Origin of the sequence: Shewanella sp. Arc9-LZ (assembly GCF_010092445.1) — a bacterium.
GTDB lineage: Bacteria > Pseudomonadota > Gammaproteobacteria > Enterobacterales > Shewanellaceae > Shewanella.
The window spans coordinates 2,837,798-2,857,924 of record NZ_CP048031.1 but is presented as its reverse complement, the minus strand read 5'-3'; the positions used below and the strand labels follow the sequence as shown (position 1 = coordinate 2,857,924).

The following is a 20,127-nucleotide window of genomic DNA, read 5'->3' as shown; positions in this document are numbered from 1 at the left end:
CAAAGAATTCAGCGAAAAAAGCCGCGTATTATACTGTATTGCGCGGATCTCTGTCGATGTCGTAGCGCCTGTTTAGTCACCCAAGGGCCAAATTTCGCGGGCCTTTAGGGTACATATTCCGATGAGTTGGGTAGAGTAAACTATTCGATTAACGAGATATGGCTAAATGAGGCATTTTTGCTGAGAACATCAATTGAAGTGATATCGGTTAATATCACTTCAATCGCTTGCTGTTGTTGATTAATGCCCGCAATGGCTTCATGTTTTTGTTGATTGCGACTGACATACAATGTTCGATCAAATTGACCTTGAAGATGGGTTCCATCTGTTAATGTTAGTTTGACCCTATAGCGATACAAACAGATGATCTCAATATAATCGTAAATCTCACATTTAATTGGGTTCATGTCCGTCTCCTATTTGTCTGCTCTATATTTTGCTAAAAACCATCACTCACTCACAATCATTTACCAGCTATCATTTACTCACTTTCAATGACCCGTTAATAGCGTAACAACACAGTAGAAACCATTTGCTTGTTGGCATTGAGGGTCACTATGTATAAGCGATCAAACTCACTTGCATCTGCAATGGGTATTTGTTTTTCTGCCCCGAGACCTTCAACTAAATCTGTTGAAGTATTACTGTGTCCGACCACTAAAATACTACCCTGTTGAGTTAATAGATGTTGGGTAAATGCCGCCATATCACGTGGGTCATAAACACTTAAATCCACTTGCTGATCTTGCGTTACGGCGGTGGCTGTCTCACGGGTGCGATTATAGTCGGTTGTGTACACTTTATCTAAATGCGTACTGGACAGTACTTTAGCTAAACGCAGGGCTCTTAATTGTCCTTGTGCGGATAAGCTAGGGTCTTTGCCTGCAAGTTTTTCGGCATGTCTGACAATAAAAATAACTTGATTGCTCTTGCTATCTACGGCGGTATTGTTAAGCGCAATCGGAGCAACGATTGGCGTCTGTGCCATTAGTGATACGCTGATTAAACTCATACAGCCGAAAACGGCTCTAATGATTGATTGTTTCATGGTGTTAATCCGCTAAATAATATTCGATGGTAGATACGACCCGTACCTGTTTAATATATGGCGTGTTTTTATCTCTATTGTTAATGCTGAATTGTCCTTGAGTCGCTTTTTTTATCTTACCTAATCGGCTTTGTGAATCGGTAGCAAATTTTTCAGCAACTGAACGTGCATTAGTGGTCGACTCTTCGATCATTTTCGGTTTAACGTCATTTAAGCGGCTGAAAATATATTCGACTTGGGCATCATAGTTATTTTGTGAGAAAACAATTCCCATTTTACCTAGCTCAGTTAATTGAGGCATAGCCCCGCGAACTTTATCTATGTCATTAGAATATACCGTAATGGTTTGCGACGCCGTATAGCGCAATTCTATTGGTTGATTTCCACCATACTGTTGCGCCAATTTATCGGTAATAGTGGGCGCGGCGAGAGTGATCTGTTTGGGATCGATATTTTGTTCGGCTAAAAAGTTAACCACTTGGTTGTTTTGTGTTTCAAGCTGTTTGTAGAGTTCATCGAGATTATTATTGGCTGCGGTGAATTGTATCGGCCAAATGACGATGTCGGCAGGATATTCATTTTCTGCCAGGCCTTTTACCGTGACGCTGCGGTCGAGTAACTTGTACTCAACAATGGCTTGTTTGAGTAATACGCCTAATGCGCCTAAGCCCAGTGCAATTAATATTCCGAAAATAGCAGCACTACGAGACGAACTTTGCATAACAACATCCTTATTATAGGTGGGGAGTGATGGAGTAACGTTGGCTTTGTGGCTAACGTTACTTTTTGTTATAGCGTGTTAATTGTCGCATCACACCGTCATGAAACGTCAATATTTTCGCTAATATTATGGATTATTGGCAATGGTAAGCACCCAAATTAATGACAATCATAATCGAATATGAGTTGAATATTGGTTTTATGGATTAATTTTAATCCTAGTTTTGCTTAATGCTTGTCTAGCAACAATACTTAGGTTGGCGTATTACTGACTCATATTGTTATTTAAATCGATCTGACATTTATACGACTCGGTCATCTAAATAAGTCTGTTTGCGCGATTAATGGAATGTAATGGTGTTAGATTTACATCGTTTTAAAAGGAATTAATATGTCATCTCGGTTAACAGCACCGCTTATTCAACATGGTTTTGATGATGGTTTACCAATATGGCGTCGGATCATTTTCACGCGACTGTTTAGTGTGTTGGCTTTGTTATGTATCCCGATTTACATCACCAGCGTATATCTGTGTATTGTTCAAAACCTTTGGGGCATGGCACTATTTGATACTGTGGCTTACGGGGTATTATTATTCATTTTGTTTTATCCACGAATTAGCGATACACAAAAATTTACCATAGGGTGTTATCTTGCATTTGGTATCGGCATCGGGTTTTTACTCGCTATTGGCCCTTCTGGGGCAGGTTTTTTCTGGTTATTCGTTTTCCCTCCTTTGAGCAGTATTCTTCTTGGCGAAAAAATGGCGGTATGGGCCCTGGTGGCTAATGGTATATCGTTATTATTAATCGGTATCGCTTATCATTATGAGCTTGTTGTATGGCCTGATATAAACGGGTTTTCAACCTTAATTTGGTACGTAGTGGTGATTAACTTTCTCGTCACTAATGCAATAGTGACTCAGTCGACCTCTTATTTATTGGGTAAGTTAACTCACTCATTAGAGTCCACTTTAGCCTCTCGTACGGCAACGGTTATGGGCTTAGCTAAATTGGCAGAGTATCGTGATAATGAAACCGGTGCGCATCTGATTAGAATGCAGCAGTATGCCAATATGCTGGCAAAACAAAGATTAACCGATGAACATGTTCCAGAAGAGTTAACTGACGCTTTTATTCAAGAAATTAGCCTCTCAGCCATTTTGCATGATATTGGCAAAGTGGGTATCGCCGATCATATTTTGTTAAAACCAGGGCGCTTATCGGTAGAAGAATTTGAGCAGATTAAGGCTCATCCAGTGATTGGAGAAAAAGTGCTTAACAGTTTATTAGCGTATGCCCCTCAGTGCACATTTATACGAATGGGACGTGACATTGCCGGCGCTCACCATGAAAAGTGGGATGGCAGTGGTTATCCTAATGGGTTAGCAGGCGAATCTATCCCGTTGTCAGCCAGAATTGTAGCCTTAGTCGATGTGTACGATGCATTAACCTCACCACGATGTTACAAAAGGCCTTTTAGTCATGAAGAAGCGATGGCGTTGATTCTTGAAGGAAAAGGCAAACACTTTGACCCTAAATTGGTCGATAGCTTTATGGTCATTAGTGAACAATTTTCTGTGTTGTCAAAAGCATCTTTACTCGAAGAGGATTAACGTTATTGATAGAGATGTATAAACAACAATGCCAGTCCTGGGGACTGGCATTGTTAAACAATATTATACAGTGTCGATATCAGCCGATATATAAACAGGATTGAGTTAGCTTTGGTGTGCTAGCCCATTAACCGGTAGTAGGGCGATTACTGTGCTAGTAAGGCTTTGCGTTCTTTCGAAGCTTGAGCTAAATCACGTAAAAGTTTTTCAGAATCAGCCCAATGCAAACACGCATCGGTAATACTTTGGCCATACACTAATGGTTCGTCTTTAACCACTTTCTGGTTGCCTTCAATCATAAAGCTTTCTGCCATAATACCAGCAATTGCGGTACTACCACTGCGCAGCTGCGCCATAATGCTATCGGCAACATTTAACTGATTTTTATGCTGTTTCTCACTGTTACCATGGCTAAAATCAACCACCATACGTTGAGTTACGCCCACTTGTTCAAGCTGTGCGCGTGCAACTTCAATATCTTCAGCTGAATAATTTGGGGTTTTACCACCACGCAAAATAATATGTCCAAATGGGTTGCCGTGGGTACGGTAAACCGCCATAGCGCCGTCTTTATCTGGAGAGTAAAAAATATGCGGCGCCTGTGCGGCACGTACTGCATCAACAGCGATATTGATGTTACCGTCAGTACCATTTTTAAAGCCAACAGGGCAAGACAATGCAGAAGCCATTTCGCGGTGAATTTGGCTTTCAGTAGTACGTGCACCAATAGCACCCCAGGTAATAAGGTCTGCGATGTACTGGCCGTTCACCATGTCTAAAAACTCAGTGGCGATAGGTAACTTGAGTTCAGTGATTTGTTGTAATAACTGACGTGCCATACGCAAGCCTTTATTCGGGCTAAAGCTGCCGTCCAAATCTGGATCTGAAATTAAGCCTTTCCAACCAACAATGGTACGAGGTTTTTCAAAGTACACCCGCATTAAAATGCACAAGTCATCTTTTAGTTCGTGATGTAAGGCCGACAAACGCTCTGCATATTCGAGTGCTGCTTTAGTGTCATGGATTGAGCAAGGGCCAATGATGACCAGTAAGCGCTGATCTTCTCCGGCAATAATTGCTTCTACTTCACGACGTTGCGCAACCAAGTAGTCTGCAGCATTTTGCGTTAATGGATATTCTGAAGCCAACTGAGCAGGAGAAATAACTTTGCTTAATAAGGTTGTTCTGAGTTCATCTGTTTTAATTGTCATGCATATTACCGAGAAATCGTGAGATGCATCTGCATCATATTGAACGGGATTATATACCCAAAGAAGTTCAAGATGCGAGGCTTAGCCTCGGATTCTAACGGTTAAAAAACAGATTGCCGTAAAAGGCAAAGACGAATCAACCTGGGTTAAGTTCGTCTTTTGGTGGTTTTTCATTCTATTTCATGCAAAAAATGATTGTTTATAAATTAGAACATATGACGTTCTAAACCGGTGATATCAAGAATTTTGGTGGCAATTTCTTCAACCGAATGGTTGGTGGTATTTACAAAGGGAATACGTTCTTTTTTATACAGCATTTCGACTTCTTTCACTTCAAGTCGACATTGTCTTAATGAAGAGTAGCGGCTATTTTCCATGCGGCTTTGACGTATCTCATGCAAACGATGAGGATCGATGGTTAAGCCAAAGAGCTTTGATTTGTTGCGTTTCAATGCTTCAGGTAACTTGAGGTTATCCATGTCATCTTCAGTAAACGGGTAGTTTGCAGCCTTTATACCAAACTGCATTGACAGATATAAGCTTGATGGCGTTTTACCGCAACGAGACACGCCTAATAAAATAATGTCAGCTTTATCCATGTGTTTCATGGTTTGGCCGTCATCATTCTCCATGGTGTAGTTAATCGCATCGATACGTGTTTCATAACCATGGTTACTTTTACCATGAGTTCGGTGTAATAAAGGCTTAGCTTGTACCCCTAAGTGTTGTTCTAGTGGCGCAACAAAGGTGTTCAAAAAGTCATAATCGACACATTCACTCGAAAAAATCACATTGCGGATCTCAGGATTAATGATTGAGTGGAACACAAGCGGCCTTTCGCCTGTTGTAATAAAACAATCATTTATTTGTTGCTTAACTTTTTGAGCTCGCTGAATTGTTTCAACGAATGGAATCGTAAGTGCTTCAAATTCTATAGGAAATTGCGAAAGTACGGCATGTCCAAAAACCTCTGCTGTGATCGCGGTCCCATCTGAAATATAGAATACTTTTGGTGTCATTCTGACCTCTTGTAGTAATAAAATTACAAATAAAATTATAGATTTACGCTTGTTGTATGGGAGTGTAAGATGCTCTTGCCCTCGTGTGAAGTGGCCACTGAAATAAAAACTTGCGGAGATAAAACTGTGCAGCAATACGTACTCTGGTATCAAGAATTAGGCATGGGCGATGTAAACAAGGTTGGCGGTAAAAATGCATCCCTTGGAGAGATGATCAGCAATCTGGCTAATGCAGGGGTTCAAGTTCCTGGCGGTTTTGCAACGACCTCGCATGCGTTCAATGAGTTCCTTGAACAAAGTGGAGTTAACCAGAAGATTTTTGACATTCTGGCGACATTGGATGTTGATGATGTCAATAAACTGGCAAAAGTAGGTGCGCAGATCAGACAGTGGGTTATTGAAACCCCATTCCAGCCGGCATTAGAAGACGCTATTCGTGAAGCTTACGAGCAGTTGTCAAGCGAAACTCAAGAAGCGTCATTTGCAGTGCGTTCATCAGCTACCGCTGAAGACATGCCAGATGCCTCTTTTGCAGGCCAACAAGAAACATTCCTAAACGTTAAAGGTTTTGATGCGGTCATGCTAGCAATTAAGCATGTTTATGCCTCACTCTTTAACGACCGTGCAATTTCTTATCGTGTTCATCAAGGTTACGAACATCAAGGTGTGGCTTTATCTGCTGGCGTACAACGTATGGTACGTTCAGACAAAGCAGCTTCTGGTGTGATGTTTACCATGGACACTGAGTCAGGAAACAATGACGTTGTCTTTATCACTTCATCTTTTGGTTTAGGTGAAATGGTTGTACAAGGCGCAGTTAACCCAGACGAATTCTATGTGCACAAACCGATTTTAGCGCAAGGGCATAAAGCTGTTGTGCGCCGAAATATCGGCAGTAAGTTGATTCAGATGGTTTACTCTGATGATGCTGGCCATGGCAAGCAAGTTAAAATTGAAGATGTTTCTGCTGAACAGCGTCGTATTTTCTCTATTAACGATGACGAAGTCATGGAGCTTGCTAAGCAAGCAATGGTTATTGAAAAGCATTATGGCCGTGCGATGGACATTGAATGGGCAAAAGACGGTAACGACGGTAAGTTGTATATTGTTCAAGCTCGTCCAGAAACGGTTCGTAGTCGTGAAGATGTCCAGTTAATTGAACGTTATCACTTAAAAACGAAGGGTGACGTGATCTGTGAAGGTCGTGCAATTGGTCATAAAATTGGTACCGGTATCGCGAAGGTATTAACCTCGATTGATCAAATGGACCAAATTGAACCCGGTGACGTGTTAGTGACCGACATGACAGACCCAGATTGGGAACCTATCATGAAACGTGCTAGTGCGATTGTGACCAACCGTGGTGGTCGTACTTGCCATGCTGCAATTATTGCACGTGAATTAGGTGTACCCGCTGTAGTAGGTTGTGGTGATGTTACCGACCGTATCAAAACGGGCGACATCGTCACAGTATCTTGTGCAGAAGGCGATACCGGTTTAATTTATTCAGGTAAGCAAGATTTTGAAATCATCACTAACCGTGTTGATACATTACCTCCTTTGCCAATGAAAATTATGATGAACGTGGGTAACCCAGATCGCGCATTTGATTTTGCACGTTTGCCTAACGAAGGTGTCGGTTTAGCGCGTTTAGAGTTCATCATTAACCGCATGATTGGTATTCACCCTAAAGCTTTGCTAGATTTCAACGGTCAGACTGCTGAACTGCAAAATGAAATCAACGAAATGATCGCGGGTTATGACTCGCCTGTTGAGTTTTATGTTGCGCGTTTAGTTGAAGGTATTGCCACTATTGCATCGGCTTTCTATCCGAAGAAAGTTATCGTACGTATGTCTGACTTTAAGTCGAACGAGTACGCAAACTTAGTGGGTGGTGACCGTTACGAGCCAGATGAAGAAAACCCAATGTTGGGCTTCCGTGGTGCTAGCCGTTATATTTCTGAATCATTCCGCGATTGTTTCGCGCTTGAATGTGAAGCGATTAAACGTGTTCGTAACCAAATGGGCTTAACCAACGTTGAAGTGATGATTCCATTTGTTCGTACCGTCAATGAAGCATCTCAAGTCATTGAGTTACTGAAAGAGCAAGGCTTAGAGCGCGGTAAAGATGGCTTACGCGTTATCATGATGTGTGAACTACCTTCAAATGCCTTGCTAGCTGACCAGTTCCTTGAGCATTTTGATGGTTTCTCTATCGGCTCAAATGACTTAACTCAGTTAACATTAGGGCTTGATCGTGACTCAGGAATCATCAGTCACTTGTTTGACGAGCGTAATGATGCAGTAAAAGCATTGCTTTCAATGGCCATTAAAGCGGCTAAAGCAAAAGGTGCTTATGTGGGAATTTGTGGCCAAGGCCCATCAGATCATTCCGACTTTGCTGCATGGTTAGTTGAACAAGGTATTGATTCTGTATCACTTAATCCTGATACGGTCATTGACACTTGGTTATATTTAGCCGAAGCACATGGCTAAATAAGAGTAAAAATTACAGGTTTATTTATTCTCCAACCTGTATTTTTATCAAGTTGTAATAAAAGCCGCTTTTTAGCGGCTTTTTTTTGTTTATAATGGTTACAATATGCCAATAAATAATAAGTCCTCTATGTTACCTTTGCTATCACATAAACAAACATTAGAACCTATCTATCTTGAGTATCTTGACGCGCTTGAACAAAGCGAGTTTGAAGGTGAAATAGACAAGCGTTACAGTGCGCGGCTTATTCAGGCAACCGATAATTCGGTGTATCAATTTTTGCCCCAAGCGGTGATATATCCTCTACATCAACAAGATGTCGAGCTGGTATTATCGTTAGCGGCACAACCACAATATAAACAAGTGACCTTTAGTGCGCGTGGCGGCGGAACGGGGACAAATGGCCAATCGCTTACCCACGGATTAATTTTAGATGTGTCACGCCACTTAAACCAAGTGCTAGAAATTAATGCCGAGGAAGGTTGGGCTAGGGTACAAGCCGGTGTGGTTAAAGATGCGTTAAATGATGCTTTGCGCCCGCACGGCTTCTTTTTTAGTCCAGATTTATCTACGTCAAACCGCGCGACAGTTGGCGGCATGGTTAACACCGATGCCTCTGGTGCGGGGTCACTGGTTTACGGTAAAACATCGGATCATGTGTTAGGACTGACCAGTGTTCTCATTGATGGCAGTGTACTCACTACTACGCCGATAGATCATGACAAAGTTGATCAACACCCTTTTGCTGCTAATCAACTTGGCAATGCCATTGCTAGTCAAGTAGCAGCTTTATGCTTACAAAAACGTGACACCATTATTGAACGTTTCCCTAAATTGAACCGATTTTTAACTGGTTATGATTTAAAGCATGTGTGGAACGATGATTTAAGCCAGTTTGATTTATCGCGTATTTTAACGGGCTCAGAAGGTACGCTTGCGGTGATCACTGAAACCAAGCTAAACCTGACCCCATTGCCGAAAACCCGCATGATGGTCAACATCAAATATGATTCATTTGAATCTGCGCTGCGTCATGCCCCATCATTGGTACAAGCTAAAGCAACGGTAGTCGAAACGGTTGACTCAAAAGTACTAAACCTTGCCCGCGAAGACATTATTTGGCATTCAGTTGCCGAGCAAATTAAAGCGGTACCTAATAAGACCATTGAAGGGCTTAATATGGTCGAGTTTGCTGGCGAAGATGACGATGTGAAACAGAAAGTCGCTTTGCTAGAAGAGATGCTCAGTGGGCAGCTCAGCCAACAACAATTTGGTTTAGTGGGTTTTCAAGTTATTACCGACAGAACGGATATTGACAGTATCTATGCCATGCGCAAAAAGGCCGTTGGCTTATTGGGTGCAACAAAAGGCAGTCGTAAACCATTAGCGTTTGCCGAAGATACCGCCGTACCACCTGAAAACTTAGCCGACTATATTATGGAGTTTCGTGCACTGCTCGATAGCCATAATTTACAATACGGTATGTTTGGTCATGTGGATGCAGGTGTACTGCACGTGCGACCAGCATTAGATATGTGTGATGTTGCCGACGAGCAATTGCTGAAAGTGATATCTGATCAAGTTGCCGCCTTAACGCTTAAGTATGGCGGTTTAATGTGGGGCGAACACGGTAAAGGTGTCCGTGGTGAATATGGCCCTGCGGTATTTGGTGATGAGCTTTATGCTGTGCTTGAGCAAATCAAAGGCTTGTTTGATCCTGATAATCGCCTTAATCCAGGTAAATTAGTGGCGCCTCCTAAATCTGGCCCATTAATGTTTAACGTCGACAGCGCAAAACGCGGCAGTTTCGACAGACAAATCCCCGTTAAAGTACGTGATGCTTTTCCAGATGTGATGAACTGTAACGGTAATGGCTTATGTTTTAATTACAGTAGTTATTCACCTATGTGTCCGTCATTTAAAGTGACTGGCGATAGAGTGCAATCACCTAAAGGCCGTGCTGGATTAATGCGCGAATGGTTACGTTTACTTGAAGCCGAAGGTGTTGATGTTGACGCGTTAGCAAAATCTAAACCACTAGGGTGGATGCAGCGTACTCAAAATACCCTCAATAACCAGCGTGACTATGATTATTCGCATGAAGTCATGGAATCACTTAAAGGCTGTTTAGCCTGTAAAGCCTGTTCGGGTCAGTGCCCGGTTAAAGTCGATGTGCCTAAGTTTAGAGCCCAGTTCTTTAATATTTATTACAAACGCTATTTACGCCCAGCCAAAGACTATTTAGTTGCAGGTATCGAAGATTCCTTACCACTGATGGCCGCGATGCCTAAATTGACTAATTTGGCCTCGCAAAATCCGCTGAGCAAGTGGGTGATTAAAAAAGCCATTGGTTATGTCGATGCGCCTAAGTTATCCGTGCCGACACTAAAACAGCGTTTAGATGGTCATGCTAGCCGTGGTTACGATTTAGAAGCCTTGTGCGCAATTCCGCAAGCGCAGCGCAGTAAACATGTATTAGTAGTGCAAGATCCATTTAACAGTTTTTACGATGCAGGTTTGGTTTATCGGTTTATTCAATTAATCGAAAAGTTAGGCTTTAAACCCGTATTACTGCCATTCAAGCCCAATGGCAAACCGACTCATATTAAAGGCTTTTTAGACAAATTTGCTAAAACAGCGCAAAACAGTGCCGATTTCTTAAACCGCGTACATGCCCTTGGCATGCCGATGGTGGGGTTAGATCCTGCATTAGTGTTATGTTATCGCGACGAATACAAAGAGGTCTTAGGTCAGCGTCGTGGGCCATTTGAGGTGCTATTGGCCAATGAGTGGTTAACCGATGTAGTAGTAAACCGAAGTGAAGCATCTGCTTTAGCAACAGATGCACCGCAATTCACCTGGTTTAGTCATTGTACTGAATCGACAGCCAAACCTAATACGGCTAATGAATGGAAAGCGATATTTAGCCACTTTGGTGCCAAACTAAGCAGCGTTAATTTAGGTTGTTGTGGTATGGCGGGCACCTATGGCCATGAACTGGAAAACCTTGAACGCTCAGAGCAGTTATTTGAAATGTCTTGGCAACCAAGCATTGAGAAAATTGCTGAGCATAGCCAAGTATTAGTATCTGGTTATTCATGTCGTAGCCAAGTTAAACGCTTTGCTGGTTTTAAACCGCAACACCCTATAGAAGCGCTACTTAAATTACTCGGATAGGTAAGCATAATGACAGATGAAACAGCAGCATTAGGTTCGTATACTCACCCTCAAGGTGTGGCACTTTGCAGTGATGAAGCGCTGTTTCATATTCAAGCTAATGGCGATTGGCTTTACCTCAATAGTCCGTTGCCTGCAAAGTTTGCGGCTTTGTTCAGTAGTATTTTGCACTGTATCGACAATGAGTATTTATTAATCACCCCGGTCGAAAAAGTCAAAGTCACCGTTGAAGCCTATCCATTCCTGCTGGTGGACTACCATCAAGCTGCATCAACGGAAGTTCAGGTAAATGATAGTCAATTGATATTTACCAGCAGCATAGGTACGCAGCTCTCAGCTATTAATATCGCAGATATTATCGTCACAGATGATGGCATATACGCGCCATTAATCAGAGGCTTGGTGGGGCAATTAAACCGAGCCTGTTATTATCGTTATATCAATGAATACTTATCTTTTGACTAAAAGAGCTTTTCTTAACGTATAGAGATGGTAATCTAAAATCTGTTCAAGTGTGGTTGAACTGCAGTGTAGGCATTAGTATTTGTCTTAACACAGTCAATTTATCTCACTGACGATGTAGGAGGTATCATTTGAAACGCTTTGAAAGTTTAAGTTACCTGATTTCTCATCTTAATATTGCCTTGCAGCAAGAAATTGATACGCGCTTAAAGCGCTACGACTTAGACAGTAAACTTTGGCCGGTATTATTTACCTTATGGCAAGAAGAAGGTTTAAGCCAAACTGAGTTATCTAAACGTTGTGATGTGGCTAATTACACCATGACTCGTCTGCTGGACCATCTGCAAGTCCAGGGATTTATCACCCGTCATCAAGAAGCGGATAACCGCCGCGCATTCCAAATATTTTTAACCGACAACGGTAAAGCGCTTCAACAAGATTTAATTCATGAAGCTGAGTGGGTCAATCAACGTTTTTTAGCGGCATTAGCTGATGACGAGCAAGATGAGTTTATGCGGCTGTTGAATAAAGTGAATCAGTTTAGTTAATAATTTTTTAACGGTGACTAGCGCTCTTTATGGCCTAAGATCATGCAATTTGTCGTGTAAAGTAAGCAGGTTAAGTAAACCGTTACCTAATAATTTGGATGTGGCATCGGGCAAATCCAAGAAGCGATTTATGCCTTGTAAATAGCACAATGAATACTGACTCTCTGGAAAATAAGGATCCAATGGAAAGGCCAACAAAGGAACAAATTCGTGATTTACCCATTTATAATGGTATTAGTCTAGATAATATAATCGTTGTCACAAACAAAGCAGACTCGATAAGTGCAATAGCGGAGTTAAGAACACACTCTTGTTTAGGGTTTGACACAGAGAGTAAACCTTGTTTTATAAAAGGTGAGGTCAGTGATGGACCTCATCTAATTCAGCTAGCCACAAAATCTAAAGTATTCTTATTTCCTACTAAATTTTATGAAAACTTTACTGCAATCGCAGAAATATTATCTGACCCAACAATTAGGAAGGTAGGTTTTGGGTTGAAAGAAGATAAAAAAATTCTTTTTAGAAAATTTGGAATTAAATTAGTCAATACAGAAGAACTATCTTCAAAAGTGATGCGTTTTACGCAAATTAAACAACGCGTTGGCGCTAGAGTTGCGGTTGCGATATTTTTTAATCAACGGCTCTCAAAGAGCGCACAACAATCAAATTGGTCAATATTTCCTCTACACGATCATCAAAAAAAATACGCAGCAAATGATGCACATACCGCACTATTAATAGAACTAGAAATAGAACTAGAAATAGAAAGACAGAGCCATTAATCTCCCTAAAGCATGTGAGTCTCTCACCAATCAATAGACAATATACTGACCTGGCCAAGTGAATATAGCTGATCGCGATGAGTTAGGTGCTTATAAACTGTCCGCTTTGGCTCTGCGCTTACCTACTCATTTATAAAACCTGCTATTTGATTTCTACTTGATTGCTTTCAAGCTTCTTTGCTGTGCTGAATCTGTCATATTAACTCTGGCTAAGCCATTACTTGATAAAACTAACTTTTTTGACCAATCAATTGTCATAAATTTAAGTTATTAATTTGATAATATTTGATAATTTTTATTTATTATTAGTTCACTGTAAGATTACTCCATCGAAACAAATGACGAATCAATCAATAGTTTTTAGGGGTAAGTTATGAAAATGAATCACGTAGGTTTGATGGTTGGCGACATGGATAAAGCGGTTGAGTTTTATACTAAAGCGCTGGGTCTAAGAGTGGTAATGGGTAACACTAAGGTTCAAGAAGAACGTGAAACGGCTATTGGCAGAATGTGTGTGGCAGTATTTGGTGAAGGCTTCAAAGGCTTTAACATTGCACATTTAGTCACGACTGACGGTATTGGTGTTGAGATGTTTGAAATGAAAGATCGTCAAGAACGTCATGAAGTTGATTTCACCCGTCTTGGTATCTTCCACTTTTGTTTGCAAACAGATGATTTTGAGGGAGCAATTGCACGTACTGTGCAATATGGCGGTAAAGCTCGTATGGATATCATGCGCTACCACCCAGAAGACGACAACAATCTAACCCAAATGGTGTACTTAGAAGATCCGTTTGGTAACTTGTTTGAACTTTACTCGCACACCTATGAAGAAACTTATTCTACTGATTACGAGTAATTTTTTAAGCTTCTCTGCGCAACATGAAAAAGTTACCAAAAGGTAGCTTTTTTATGTCTGGCGGTAAATTTTCTAGGCTACATTGGAGTATTTCAGGATTAGAAACTCCGTTCACATTAACCCATCAAGCAAGTGGTAAAGCTTAATTAAGGTAATGCTTAGCTTCTCATCGCATATAAACCGAAAACTAACATGGCCAACGAAAGCTAGCCTGACTCTGATACGCAGGATGCCTTGAAGCACAGGGTCAATGATGTTCCCGATATCATAACGACATTTCCAATATCCATATAGGTCAGATGTGCGAGAAAGGCCAGTCCGGCTCATGCATTCTATTGTAAAGAGTCTTCAACGTCCTCAAATTCACAGTTGAATTTGTCCATTTCTAAGTCAAGCAAACTAACTCGTTTATGTGCAATTCTGAGTTTGATGGCTGACACATTTATGTTCCTAAACGTGTTTGGACTATGGCCTGCTATCACTATCGCCGTGGCGCTTCACCCACACCAGACCAAGAGGAAGCCCACAGTTGTCCTAAATACTTGCGTAGACGTGACACACTCATGCCTAAAACAAGTGACTAATTATTATAAACATCTTAAATCGGCCTAATGAATAAACACCGAGCGCATAAGCATTTGTCTTATTAATAGTGGCTAAAATTAATTAACCACTTTAATAAAACAGCTTAGCAAATAGCAGTTAGCATAGACTGGCCTAAGTCATAAAAAATATTAGCACCTTCTTCAATTCCTTTTGATTTAAGATGGTCGGCAAAACCAAGTCGTGCAGTCATTGCTAACCAAAATATTGTGCTCAGTAAGCCGACAATACGCCACGGTGTTGACTTGGCCCACTTAAGTGCAAAAGTAATAGAGAGCACATACAGTACGAAACCACCTAATTTAGATGAAGCCCAACCATTCACAAAGGGGTACAGGTTAAGTGGATTTGTTACAACCAGATAAATAAAGGTGCAGATAAAGAGAGTATATAAAACATGCGGCCCGATTTTTAGTAATTTATGATTGACCTTGTCAGACCCTTTCATCGTTAACACAAAGTTAATCATAAAAAATATAAACGTAATCGCAATTATTGTTAGATGGGTGTGCTTAACTATCATGTACATATTGTTGTTTCCTAAAAGTAATTTTCATTTAAGACTTATACCGTCTCTAATTTAAAGCAAACCTTGTAACAAACAAGCGTTAGTAAGGTAGCTACTTTTTAAGCATCTTTACCTTTTTAATTAAAATTAATGCCATATGATTACGCAAAATGCTGAACTTAAGATTAATCAGGTTGACTTGTCCTAATCAACATACCATGAGTATCGAATATGTGTATGTTTAGAAAAGAAATTCTTTCATAAATGTTAGTTGTTTTTATCTATATTACTATGTTCTCAATTACTTATTGAGTAGAGTTGATTTGATGTCGTATTCTGAACGATAGATAAAAGTCTAATGCGATTGTTTGAGTGTAGTAATCATCATCGCAATCACAACTAATTTAAAATGGAAAATCATCATGGCATTTAATGATTTATTTAGACTCAGTTCCCACGCTGTTATCACCAATGACGATGGGCAAGTGCTGTTGTTAAAAGCCAATTATGCTGACAAACATTGGGGCTTGCCGGGTGGTGGACTTGACCCTAATGAAACGATTCATCAGGCATTACAGCGAGAATGTTTAGAGGAGTTGGGTTGTGAGGTTGATGTGCAATATCTGTCTGGAGTGTATTTTCACAGTGCATATCAGTCGCAAGCGTTTATCTTTCGCTGTCAGTTACCGCAAGGCGTGCAAATACAGCTTAGTGATGAACACAGCGAATATGCTTACGTTGCTGTTGCTGAATTATCGACGATTCAGCAACAGCGGGTGAACGAGTGTTTATCGTTCAGTGGTGTTGTTCGCAGCGCAGCTTTCTAACGCGGCTTGATGCCATGTGGTTAGCATTTGCATGACATCCACAGAGTCACTGAGTTGTACCAAAGGTCTTGGTACTGTGTATTGCTTAGTGTCTAATGCGTTAAGCACAGCTTCAACTTGATAGTAAAAACCATTGCCTTTGGCTTCAACGTCTACTACTTCAACATCTTGTTCATATAACCTAACGGTAAAATGATTACCCTGAGATTCTGGTAACCAAGGGTTTGAGGTGAACTCAATACATCCTAAGCTGCCCAAGATAGTAAAGCCTGCGTGCAGACCATAGTCTTCAGCGGTGTGAAGATGACATTGCACGCCATTGCTGTAACTGACGATGGCAGTCGATTCGCAAATATTACCGTCTTGACCACGTCTTCCGGTCGCTTCTATGTGGTATTGCTGGCTCAGCTCGGTGCCAAATTGTTGCTGCATCACTAGCTGCATTAATGATGCAGGGTAACAACCTAGGTTAAATAATGCCCCAAGGCTGGCAGGGTTAACAAACTGGCTAATGGCAGCGCAATATTGGCCGCGGATACTTTTAACTTCACCTATTACACCACTTGCTAGCGTTTTGCTTAGCTGTTGCATAAATGGGTGAGCTAGATACATTAAGCCTTCAAGGAAAAACACCTTGTTTTGATCTACTGCCGCAAGACTTTCGATGGTTTTTGGCATATCTACGGACAGTGATTTTTCACATAAAATCGCTTTGCCAGCATTAGCCGCTTTTACCACGTATTCATGATGTAAGTGATTTGGCAGGGCAATGTATATAACATCGACTTCAGGGTTGTTGATTAACGCATCAAAATCAGTAAATTGATGTGGAATTTGATACTGATTCGCAAACTCTGCCAATGTTGTGGTGTTGCGTCCTGCAACGCCATAAATTGTACTTTGACCTTGTGCTTTAATCGCATCGGCCATTACACCAGAGATAAAACTGGTGCCTAATATTGCCCACTTAATTGATCCAGACATTCATTATCCCTCAGTGGTTAATAGTTGATAGTCAAACGCTTGCTGTAGATCGGTTAATGCCGATTTGATAAATGCTTGGGTATGATCGGCTGCAAAGTGGGCATCAAACGCAGCTTGGTCATCATAACGTTCCCAAAAAACAAACTGTTTAGGGTTGGTTTTATTTTGCAGCGCCATTGCAAGCGAACAGCCTGGTTCGCTATTCATATCCACACAAAATTGACGGACAGCTGCGATTCCCTGTGCTAATGGCACTTGGTCTTTAATGTGAATTTCGGCGGTGATGAACACGCCTTGTTGATCCAGTTTGTTATCCATATCGACCCCTTAATAATAATGGGTCATCGTAAACCAGTTCGGCGCAAGGCAAAATGGCTTGATGGTGTTTACAGAAAACACCATAGGTTTATAATTAACACTGGTTTGATGCAGGATTAGGGATATTCAGTGGATAAATTAACCGCGATGCAGGTGTTTAGTCATGTGGCTGAGCAGGGCAACTATGGCACAGCTGCGCATAAATTTAATATCAGCCGGACTATGGTCAGTAAACACATTAATCAGTTAGAGGCCTACCTTGGAATTAAGCTGATTAACCGTACCACCCGCCAGCAAGAACTCACTGAGTCTGGGTTAGTGTATTATCAAGAATGTAAAACGATTTTAGCGTCTATTACAGAAGTTGAAAATACCTTACAGACGATGACAGGCACGCCGCGAGGTAGTATTAGAATTAATGCGCCTGTCAGCTTTGGTAATACCGTGTTAGCACCGATAGTGAATCAATTTTTACTGCAATATCCTCAAATTGATGTGGAATTACGCCTTGATAATCATCTCATCGATCCTATTCACAATAATGTGGATTTAGTGGTGAGAATAGGTGCGTTGGATGATTCGGCGTTAATTGGACGCCATATTATGAATTATGAAATGCAATTTTGTGCGTCATCGCAGTACTTAGCACAACATCCAGTAATACAATCGCGTGACAATTTACGCCACCATCAGTGTCTGGGCTTCAGCTATTCTACCAATGGGTCATTGTCTATTGCACATCAACAAATTTTTGGTAAACGTCATTTCAGATTATTATCAAACAGCGGTGTGGTACTCACCCGGGCAGCCATTGATGGCTTAGGGGTTATTTTACAACCGACTATTGTCGTGAGTGAGGCGATAGCTGCGGGCTTACTGGTGAATATTGATTGTTTAATCCCGCCAGAAGCCATGCCAATTCACTTACTGTATAAAGACAAAAACCTGCCGCTTAAAACCAGAGCATTAATTGATTTTATTGTGGAGCAATTAGCCTAACGGTTGGTATCTAATGGCTCCTTTAATGGCATTATTAATCATATTAATATTGTTTATAAGATCGAACAAAAATATGTTTGATGTTGCCTGTTTGTTAGACAAAAAGTACATCAGAGGCTAATCTAATATCAAACAATTCGATTGAGTATTTACTATTCGCTTCTTAATGATCTTTTTATTCTTTTATAGTTTTCACGTTACAAGTAAACCTATTGAATTATCAGATGTTGTTGAAGAGTTATTCATTAACGAACACGTCAGTATTCTGCAGGTTGCGAGTGATGATGTTTCGTTTGAGAATGCGTTTATCCAATACCAGCAAGGACAGTTTGCTCCAAATATTGACGGAAAAGTCAGTTTTGGTTTTACTCATGATGTACTTTGGGTGTCTGCGTTGATTAATAATTCAACAAAAAAACCACTAAAAAAGTTTTTTTATCTCGACTCTGCTTGGTTAGATCATGCAGATTTCTATTTTATTCGACAGAGTCAGGTAATAGAAAAAGCATTTACGGGTGACGCCATCCCCTTTAGCCTGCGAACAAATCAAACTCGAATGGTAGCTCAACCGCATGTATTTAAACCCGGTATAACTCAGGTGTTAATGCGGTTTGAGTCAAAAGACCCTTTGTTGATCCCACTGTATTTAACGACCGAAGAAATCATTCAAAGTAATTTAGACGTGACGAATTATTTTTATGGTTTTTTATACGGCGCTTTTTTTATCTTATTCGTTTATAACATTGTGCTTTCTGTAAGCTTAAAAGACAGTAGCTATATATATTATTCTTTGTATTTATTGTCATTTTTAAGTTTAAATATCGCTTACACGGGCCATGGTTTTAAAGTTATCTGGCCAGAAAATTTGTTTGTGCAGCGCTGGGCAATGATACTTTTTTTATATTGTTACATCATTTTCGGTATCGCGTTTTGCTTTGAGTTCCTTAAATTAAAAGTCTATTTACTTAACGTATATCGTTTTAATAAAACGATATACGCCTGTCTGGTGTTGTTAGTTGTGTCGCTGTTTATATACGCAGATCAATTACTCGCCGTTAATGTTGGTGTGGCATTGACTTCATTATTAGTCGTTATTTTTATTAGCTTAGGTTTTTTAGCCTTAAGAAATGGCCATGCAATGGTCAAATTTTTTATCCCTGCGGTATTTTTAGGTGCGGGTGGTGCAGCCCTTTCTGCCGCAACAACTTGGGGTGCTATTCCGTATAACACGATGTTATTTCACAGTATTGAAGTAGGCATGCTGATTGAAATGTTTATTTTAGCCTTGGCGTTAGCGTTTAATTTAAAACAAGTTGATAAAGCGCGGATTACAGCCGAAGTCATCGCGCAAGTAGATCATTTAACCGGGTTATATAATCGTCGTGCTTTTATTGTCAATGCCAGTCCTCTGTGGGATCTTGGCATGAGAGAACAAAAAACATTTTCGATGATCCTGTTAGATATCGATTGGTTTAAAACAATAAACGATGATTATGGTCATGCTGTAGGTGATGCCACCCTTAAAAGTATTGCCGATACACTAAAGCAACATATTAGAAATAGTGACGTGTTAGCGCGTTGGGGTGGAGAAGAATTTATTATTTTTTTACCTAATACCGACAAATTAGCGGCTATTCAACTGGCTAATTTTATTCGTAAAAAAATTGAAAAAATGGTTGTGTTACATGATGGATGTTCGTTATCAATAACCGCAAGCTTTGGTGTTGCAGAGTGTAATAATCAAATGACAAAATTAGAAGACCTCACCAAAATTGCCGATATAGCATTATACAGAGCTAAAAATAGTGGACGTAATATTGTCTGTGAAATACCGGAAAATTTAACAAGCATAGATCGAGTTGTAGGGCAAAGTCAGCCAATCAGTTAGGTTGCGGTTAGGCTCACTGATCATGAAGTCTGTTCCGCTTCATCATGCTAAAATGCCCCGCT

General features: G+C 40.6%; 18 protein-coding genes. 10 read left to right on the top strand and 8 right to left on the bottom strand.

What is annotated here, in order from left to right:
- Positions 1-140: 140 nt before the first annotated feature.
- The 3 genes from GUY17_RS12225 to GUY17_RS12215 form a co-directional block, all read right to left on the bottom strand.
- Positions 141-407, bottom strand: coding sequence for a Rho-binding antiterminator (locus GUY17_RS12225; protein ID WP_162023310.1), 267 nt, complete (start codon positions 405-407; stop codon positions 141-143).
- 95 nt (positions 408-502) lie between these two features.
- Complete coding sequence (locus tag GUY17_RS12220) at positions 503-1,048, bottom strand: histidine phosphatase family protein (protein ID WP_162023309.1); 546 nt, start codon at positions 1,046-1,048, stop codon at positions 503-505.
- Positions 1,049-1,052: 4 nt separating this feature from the next.
- Positions 1,053-1,769 carry an SIMPL domain-containing protein gene (locus tag GUY17_RS12215; RefSeq protein ID WP_162023308.1) on the bottom strand — a complete coding sequence of 239 codons (717 nt, stop codon included), beginning with the start codon at positions 1,767-1,769 and terminating at the stop codon, positions 1,053-1,055.
- Positions 1,770-2,159: 390 nt separating this feature from the next.
- Here GUY17_RS12215 and GUY17_RS12210 point away from each other — a divergent pair, with 390 nt between their 5' ends.
- Positions 2,160-3,383 carry an HD-GYP domain-containing protein gene (locus tag GUY17_RS12210; protein WP_162023307.1) on the top strand — a complete coding sequence of 408 codons (1,224 nt, stop codon included), beginning with the start codon at positions 2,160-2,162 and terminating at the stop codon, positions 3,381-3,383.
- A gap of 146 nt (positions 3,384-3,529) precedes the next feature.
- Here the strand turns inward: GUY17_RS12210 and GUY17_RS12205 are convergent, their stop codons facing one another.
- Both GUY17_RS12205 and GUY17_RS12200 read right to left on the bottom strand, forming a co-directional pair.
- Complete coding sequence (locus GUY17_RS12205; protein WP_101086933.1) at positions 3,530-4,594, bottom strand: 3-deoxy-7-phosphoheptulonate synthase; 1,065 nt, start codon at positions 4,592-4,594, stop codon at positions 3,530-3,532.
- Positions 4,595-4,800: 206 nt separating this feature from the next.
- On the bottom strand, positions 4,801-5,613 hold the full coding sequence (locus tag GUY17_RS12200) for a pyruvate, water dikinase regulatory protein (RefSeq protein ID WP_101086934.1): 813 nt from the start codon (positions 5,611-5,613) through the stop codon (positions 4,801-4,803).
- Between the two features lie 126 nt (positions 5,614-5,739).
- Here GUY17_RS12200 and ppsA point away from each other — a divergent pair, with 126 nt between their 5' ends.
- The 6 genes from ppsA (at position 5,740) to GUY17_RS12170 (ending at position 13,938) form a co-directional block, all read left to right on the top strand.
- Positions 5,740-8,109, top strand: a complete 2,370-nt coding sequence (gene ppsA / locus GUY17_RS12195; protein ID WP_101087220.1) for a phosphoenolpyruvate synthase — start codon at positions 5,740-5,742, stop codon at positions 8,107-8,109.
- 130 nt (positions 8,110-8,239) lie between these two features.
- A complete protein-coding gene (locus tag GUY17_RS12190) occupies positions 8,240-11,287 on the top strand; it encodes an FAD-binding and (Fe-S)-binding domain-containing protein (RefSeq protein WP_162024355.1) in 3,048 nt (1,015 codons plus the stop codon).
- A gap of 9 nt (positions 11,288-11,296) precedes the next feature.
- Positions 11,297-11,752 carry a DUF1285 domain-containing protein gene (locus GUY17_RS12185; RefSeq protein WP_162023306.1) on the top strand — a complete coding sequence of 152 codons (456 nt, stop codon included), beginning with the start codon at positions 11,297-11,299 and terminating at the stop codon, positions 11,750-11,752.
- Between the two features lie 128 nt (positions 11,753-11,880).
- Positions 11,881-12,297, top strand: coding sequence for a MarR family winged helix-turn-helix transcriptional regulator (locus GUY17_RS12180; RefSeq protein ID WP_101086936.1), 417 nt, complete (start codon positions 11,881-11,883; stop codon positions 12,295-12,297).
- Between the two features lie 149 nt (positions 12,298-12,446).
- A complete protein-coding gene (locus GUY17_RS12175; protein WP_254439817.1) occupies positions 12,447-13,079 on the top strand; it encodes a 3'-5' exonuclease in 633 nt (210 codons plus the stop codon).
- A 373-nt stretch (positions 13,080-13,452) separates the two neighbouring features.
- Positions 13,453-13,938, top strand: coding sequence for a VOC family protein (locus tag GUY17_RS12170; protein ID WP_101086938.1), 486 nt, complete (start codon positions 13,453-13,455; stop codon positions 13,936-13,938).
- A 688-nt stretch (positions 13,939-14,626) separates the two neighbouring features.
- Here GUY17_RS12170 and GUY17_RS12165 read toward each other — a convergent pair.
- The gene (locus GUY17_RS12165) at positions 14,627-15,064 is read right to left on the bottom strand and encodes a SirB2 family protein (RefSeq protein WP_302476609.1); all 438 of its coding nucleotides are present in this window, start codon (positions 15,062-15,064) and stop codon (positions 14,627-14,629) included.
- A 407-nt stretch (positions 15,065-15,471) separates the two neighbouring features.
- On the opposite strand from GUY17_RS12165, the gene GUY17_RS12160 reads away from it, so the two are divergent.
- Positions 15,472-15,876, top strand: coding sequence for an NUDIX hydrolase (locus tag GUY17_RS12160; RefSeq protein WP_162023303.1), 405 nt, complete (start codon positions 15,472-15,474; stop codon positions 15,874-15,876).
- Here the strand turns inward: GUY17_RS12160 and GUY17_RS12155 are convergent.
- Both GUY17_RS12155 and GUY17_RS12150 read right to left on the bottom strand, forming a co-directional pair.
- The gene (locus tag GUY17_RS12155) at positions 15,838-16,860 is read right to left on the bottom strand and encodes a Gfo/Idh/MocA family protein (protein WP_217351052.1); all 1,023 of its coding nucleotides are present in this window, start codon (positions 16,858-16,860) and stop codon (positions 15,838-15,840) included. The two genes, GUY17_RS12160 and GUY17_RS12155, sit on opposite strands and share 39 nt — an antisense overlap.
- A 3-nt stretch (positions 16,861-16,863) precedes the next feature.
- The gene (locus GUY17_RS12150) at positions 16,864-17,178 is read right to left on the bottom strand and encodes a putative quinol monooxygenase (RefSeq protein ID WP_242445139.1); all 315 of its coding nucleotides are present in this window, start codon (positions 17,176-17,178) and stop codon (positions 16,864-16,866) included.
- A gap of 129 nt (positions 17,179-17,307) precedes the next feature.
- Between GUY17_RS12150 and GUY17_RS12145 the strand changes: the two genes are divergently transcribed.
- A complete protein-coding gene (locus tag GUY17_RS12145; RefSeq protein WP_162023302.1) occupies positions 17,308-18,177 on the top strand; it encodes a LysR family transcriptional regulator in 870 nt (289 codons plus the stop codon).
- Positions 18,178-18,343: 166 nt separating this feature from the next.
- On the top strand, positions 18,344-20,065 hold the full coding sequence (locus GUY17_RS12140; RefSeq protein ID WP_162023301.1) for a diguanylate cyclase: 1,722 nt from the start codon (positions 18,344-18,346) through the stop codon (positions 20,063-20,065).
- Positions 20,066-20,127 lie beyond the last annotated feature (62 nt).

Bases quoted from the DNA above. Each gene is read 5' to 3' on its own strand.
- GUY17_RS12225 (WP_162023310.1), bottom strand. From the start codon at position 407: ATGAACCCAATTAAATGTGAGATTTACGATTATATTGAGATCATCTGT.
- GUY17_RS12220 (WP_162023309.1), bottom strand. From the start codon at position 1,048: ATGAAACAATCAATCATTAGAGCCGTTTTCGGCTGTATGAGTTTAATC.
- GUY17_RS12215 (WP_162023308.1), bottom strand. From the start codon at position 1,769: ATGCAAAGTTCGTCTCGTAGTGCTGCTATTTTCGGAATATTAATTGCA.
- GUY17_RS12210 (WP_162023307.1), top strand. From the start codon at position 2,160: ATGTCATCTCGGTTAACAGCACCGCTTATTCAACATGGTTTTGATGAT.
- GUY17_RS12205 (WP_101086933.1), bottom strand. From the start codon at position 4,594: ATGACAATTAAAACAGATGAACTCAGAACAACCTTATTAAGCAAAGTT.
- GUY17_RS12200 (WP_101086934.1), bottom strand. From the start codon at position 5,613: ATGACACCAAAAGTATTCTATATTTCAGATGGGACCGCGATCACAGCA.
- GUY17_RS12190 (WP_162024355.1), top strand. From the start codon at position 8,240: ATGTTACCTTTGCTATCACATAAACAAACATTAGAACCTATCTATCTT.
- GUY17_RS12185 (WP_162023306.1), top strand. From the start codon at position 11,297: ATGACAGATGAAACAGCAGCATTAGGTTCGTATACTCACCCTCAAGGT.
- GUY17_RS12175 (WP_254439817.1), top strand. From the start codon at position 12,447: ATGAATACTGACTCTCTGGAAAATAAGGATCCAATGGAAAGGCCAACA.
- GUY17_RS12170 (WP_101086938.1), top strand. From the start codon at position 13,453: ATGAAAATGAATCACGTAGGTTTGATGGTTGGCGACATGGATAAAGCG.
- GUY17_RS12165 (WP_302476609.1), bottom strand. From the start codon at position 15,064: ATGATAGTTAAGCACACCCATCTAACAATAATTGCGATTACGTTTATA.
- GUY17_RS12160 (WP_162023303.1), top strand. From the start codon at position 15,472: ATGGCATTTAATGATTTATTTAGACTCAGTTCCCACGCTGTTATCACC.
- GUY17_RS12155 (WP_217351052.1), bottom strand. From the start codon at position 16,860: ATGTCTGGATCAATTAAGTGGGCAATATTAGGCACCAGTTTTATCTCT.
- GUY17_RS12150 (WP_242445139.1), bottom strand. From the start codon at position 17,178: ATGGATAACAAACTGGATCAACAAGGCGTGTTCATCACCGCCGAAATT.
- GUY17_RS12140 (WP_162023301.1), top strand. From the start codon at position 18,344: ATGATCTTTTTATTCTTTTATAGTTTTCACGTTACAAGTAAACCTATT.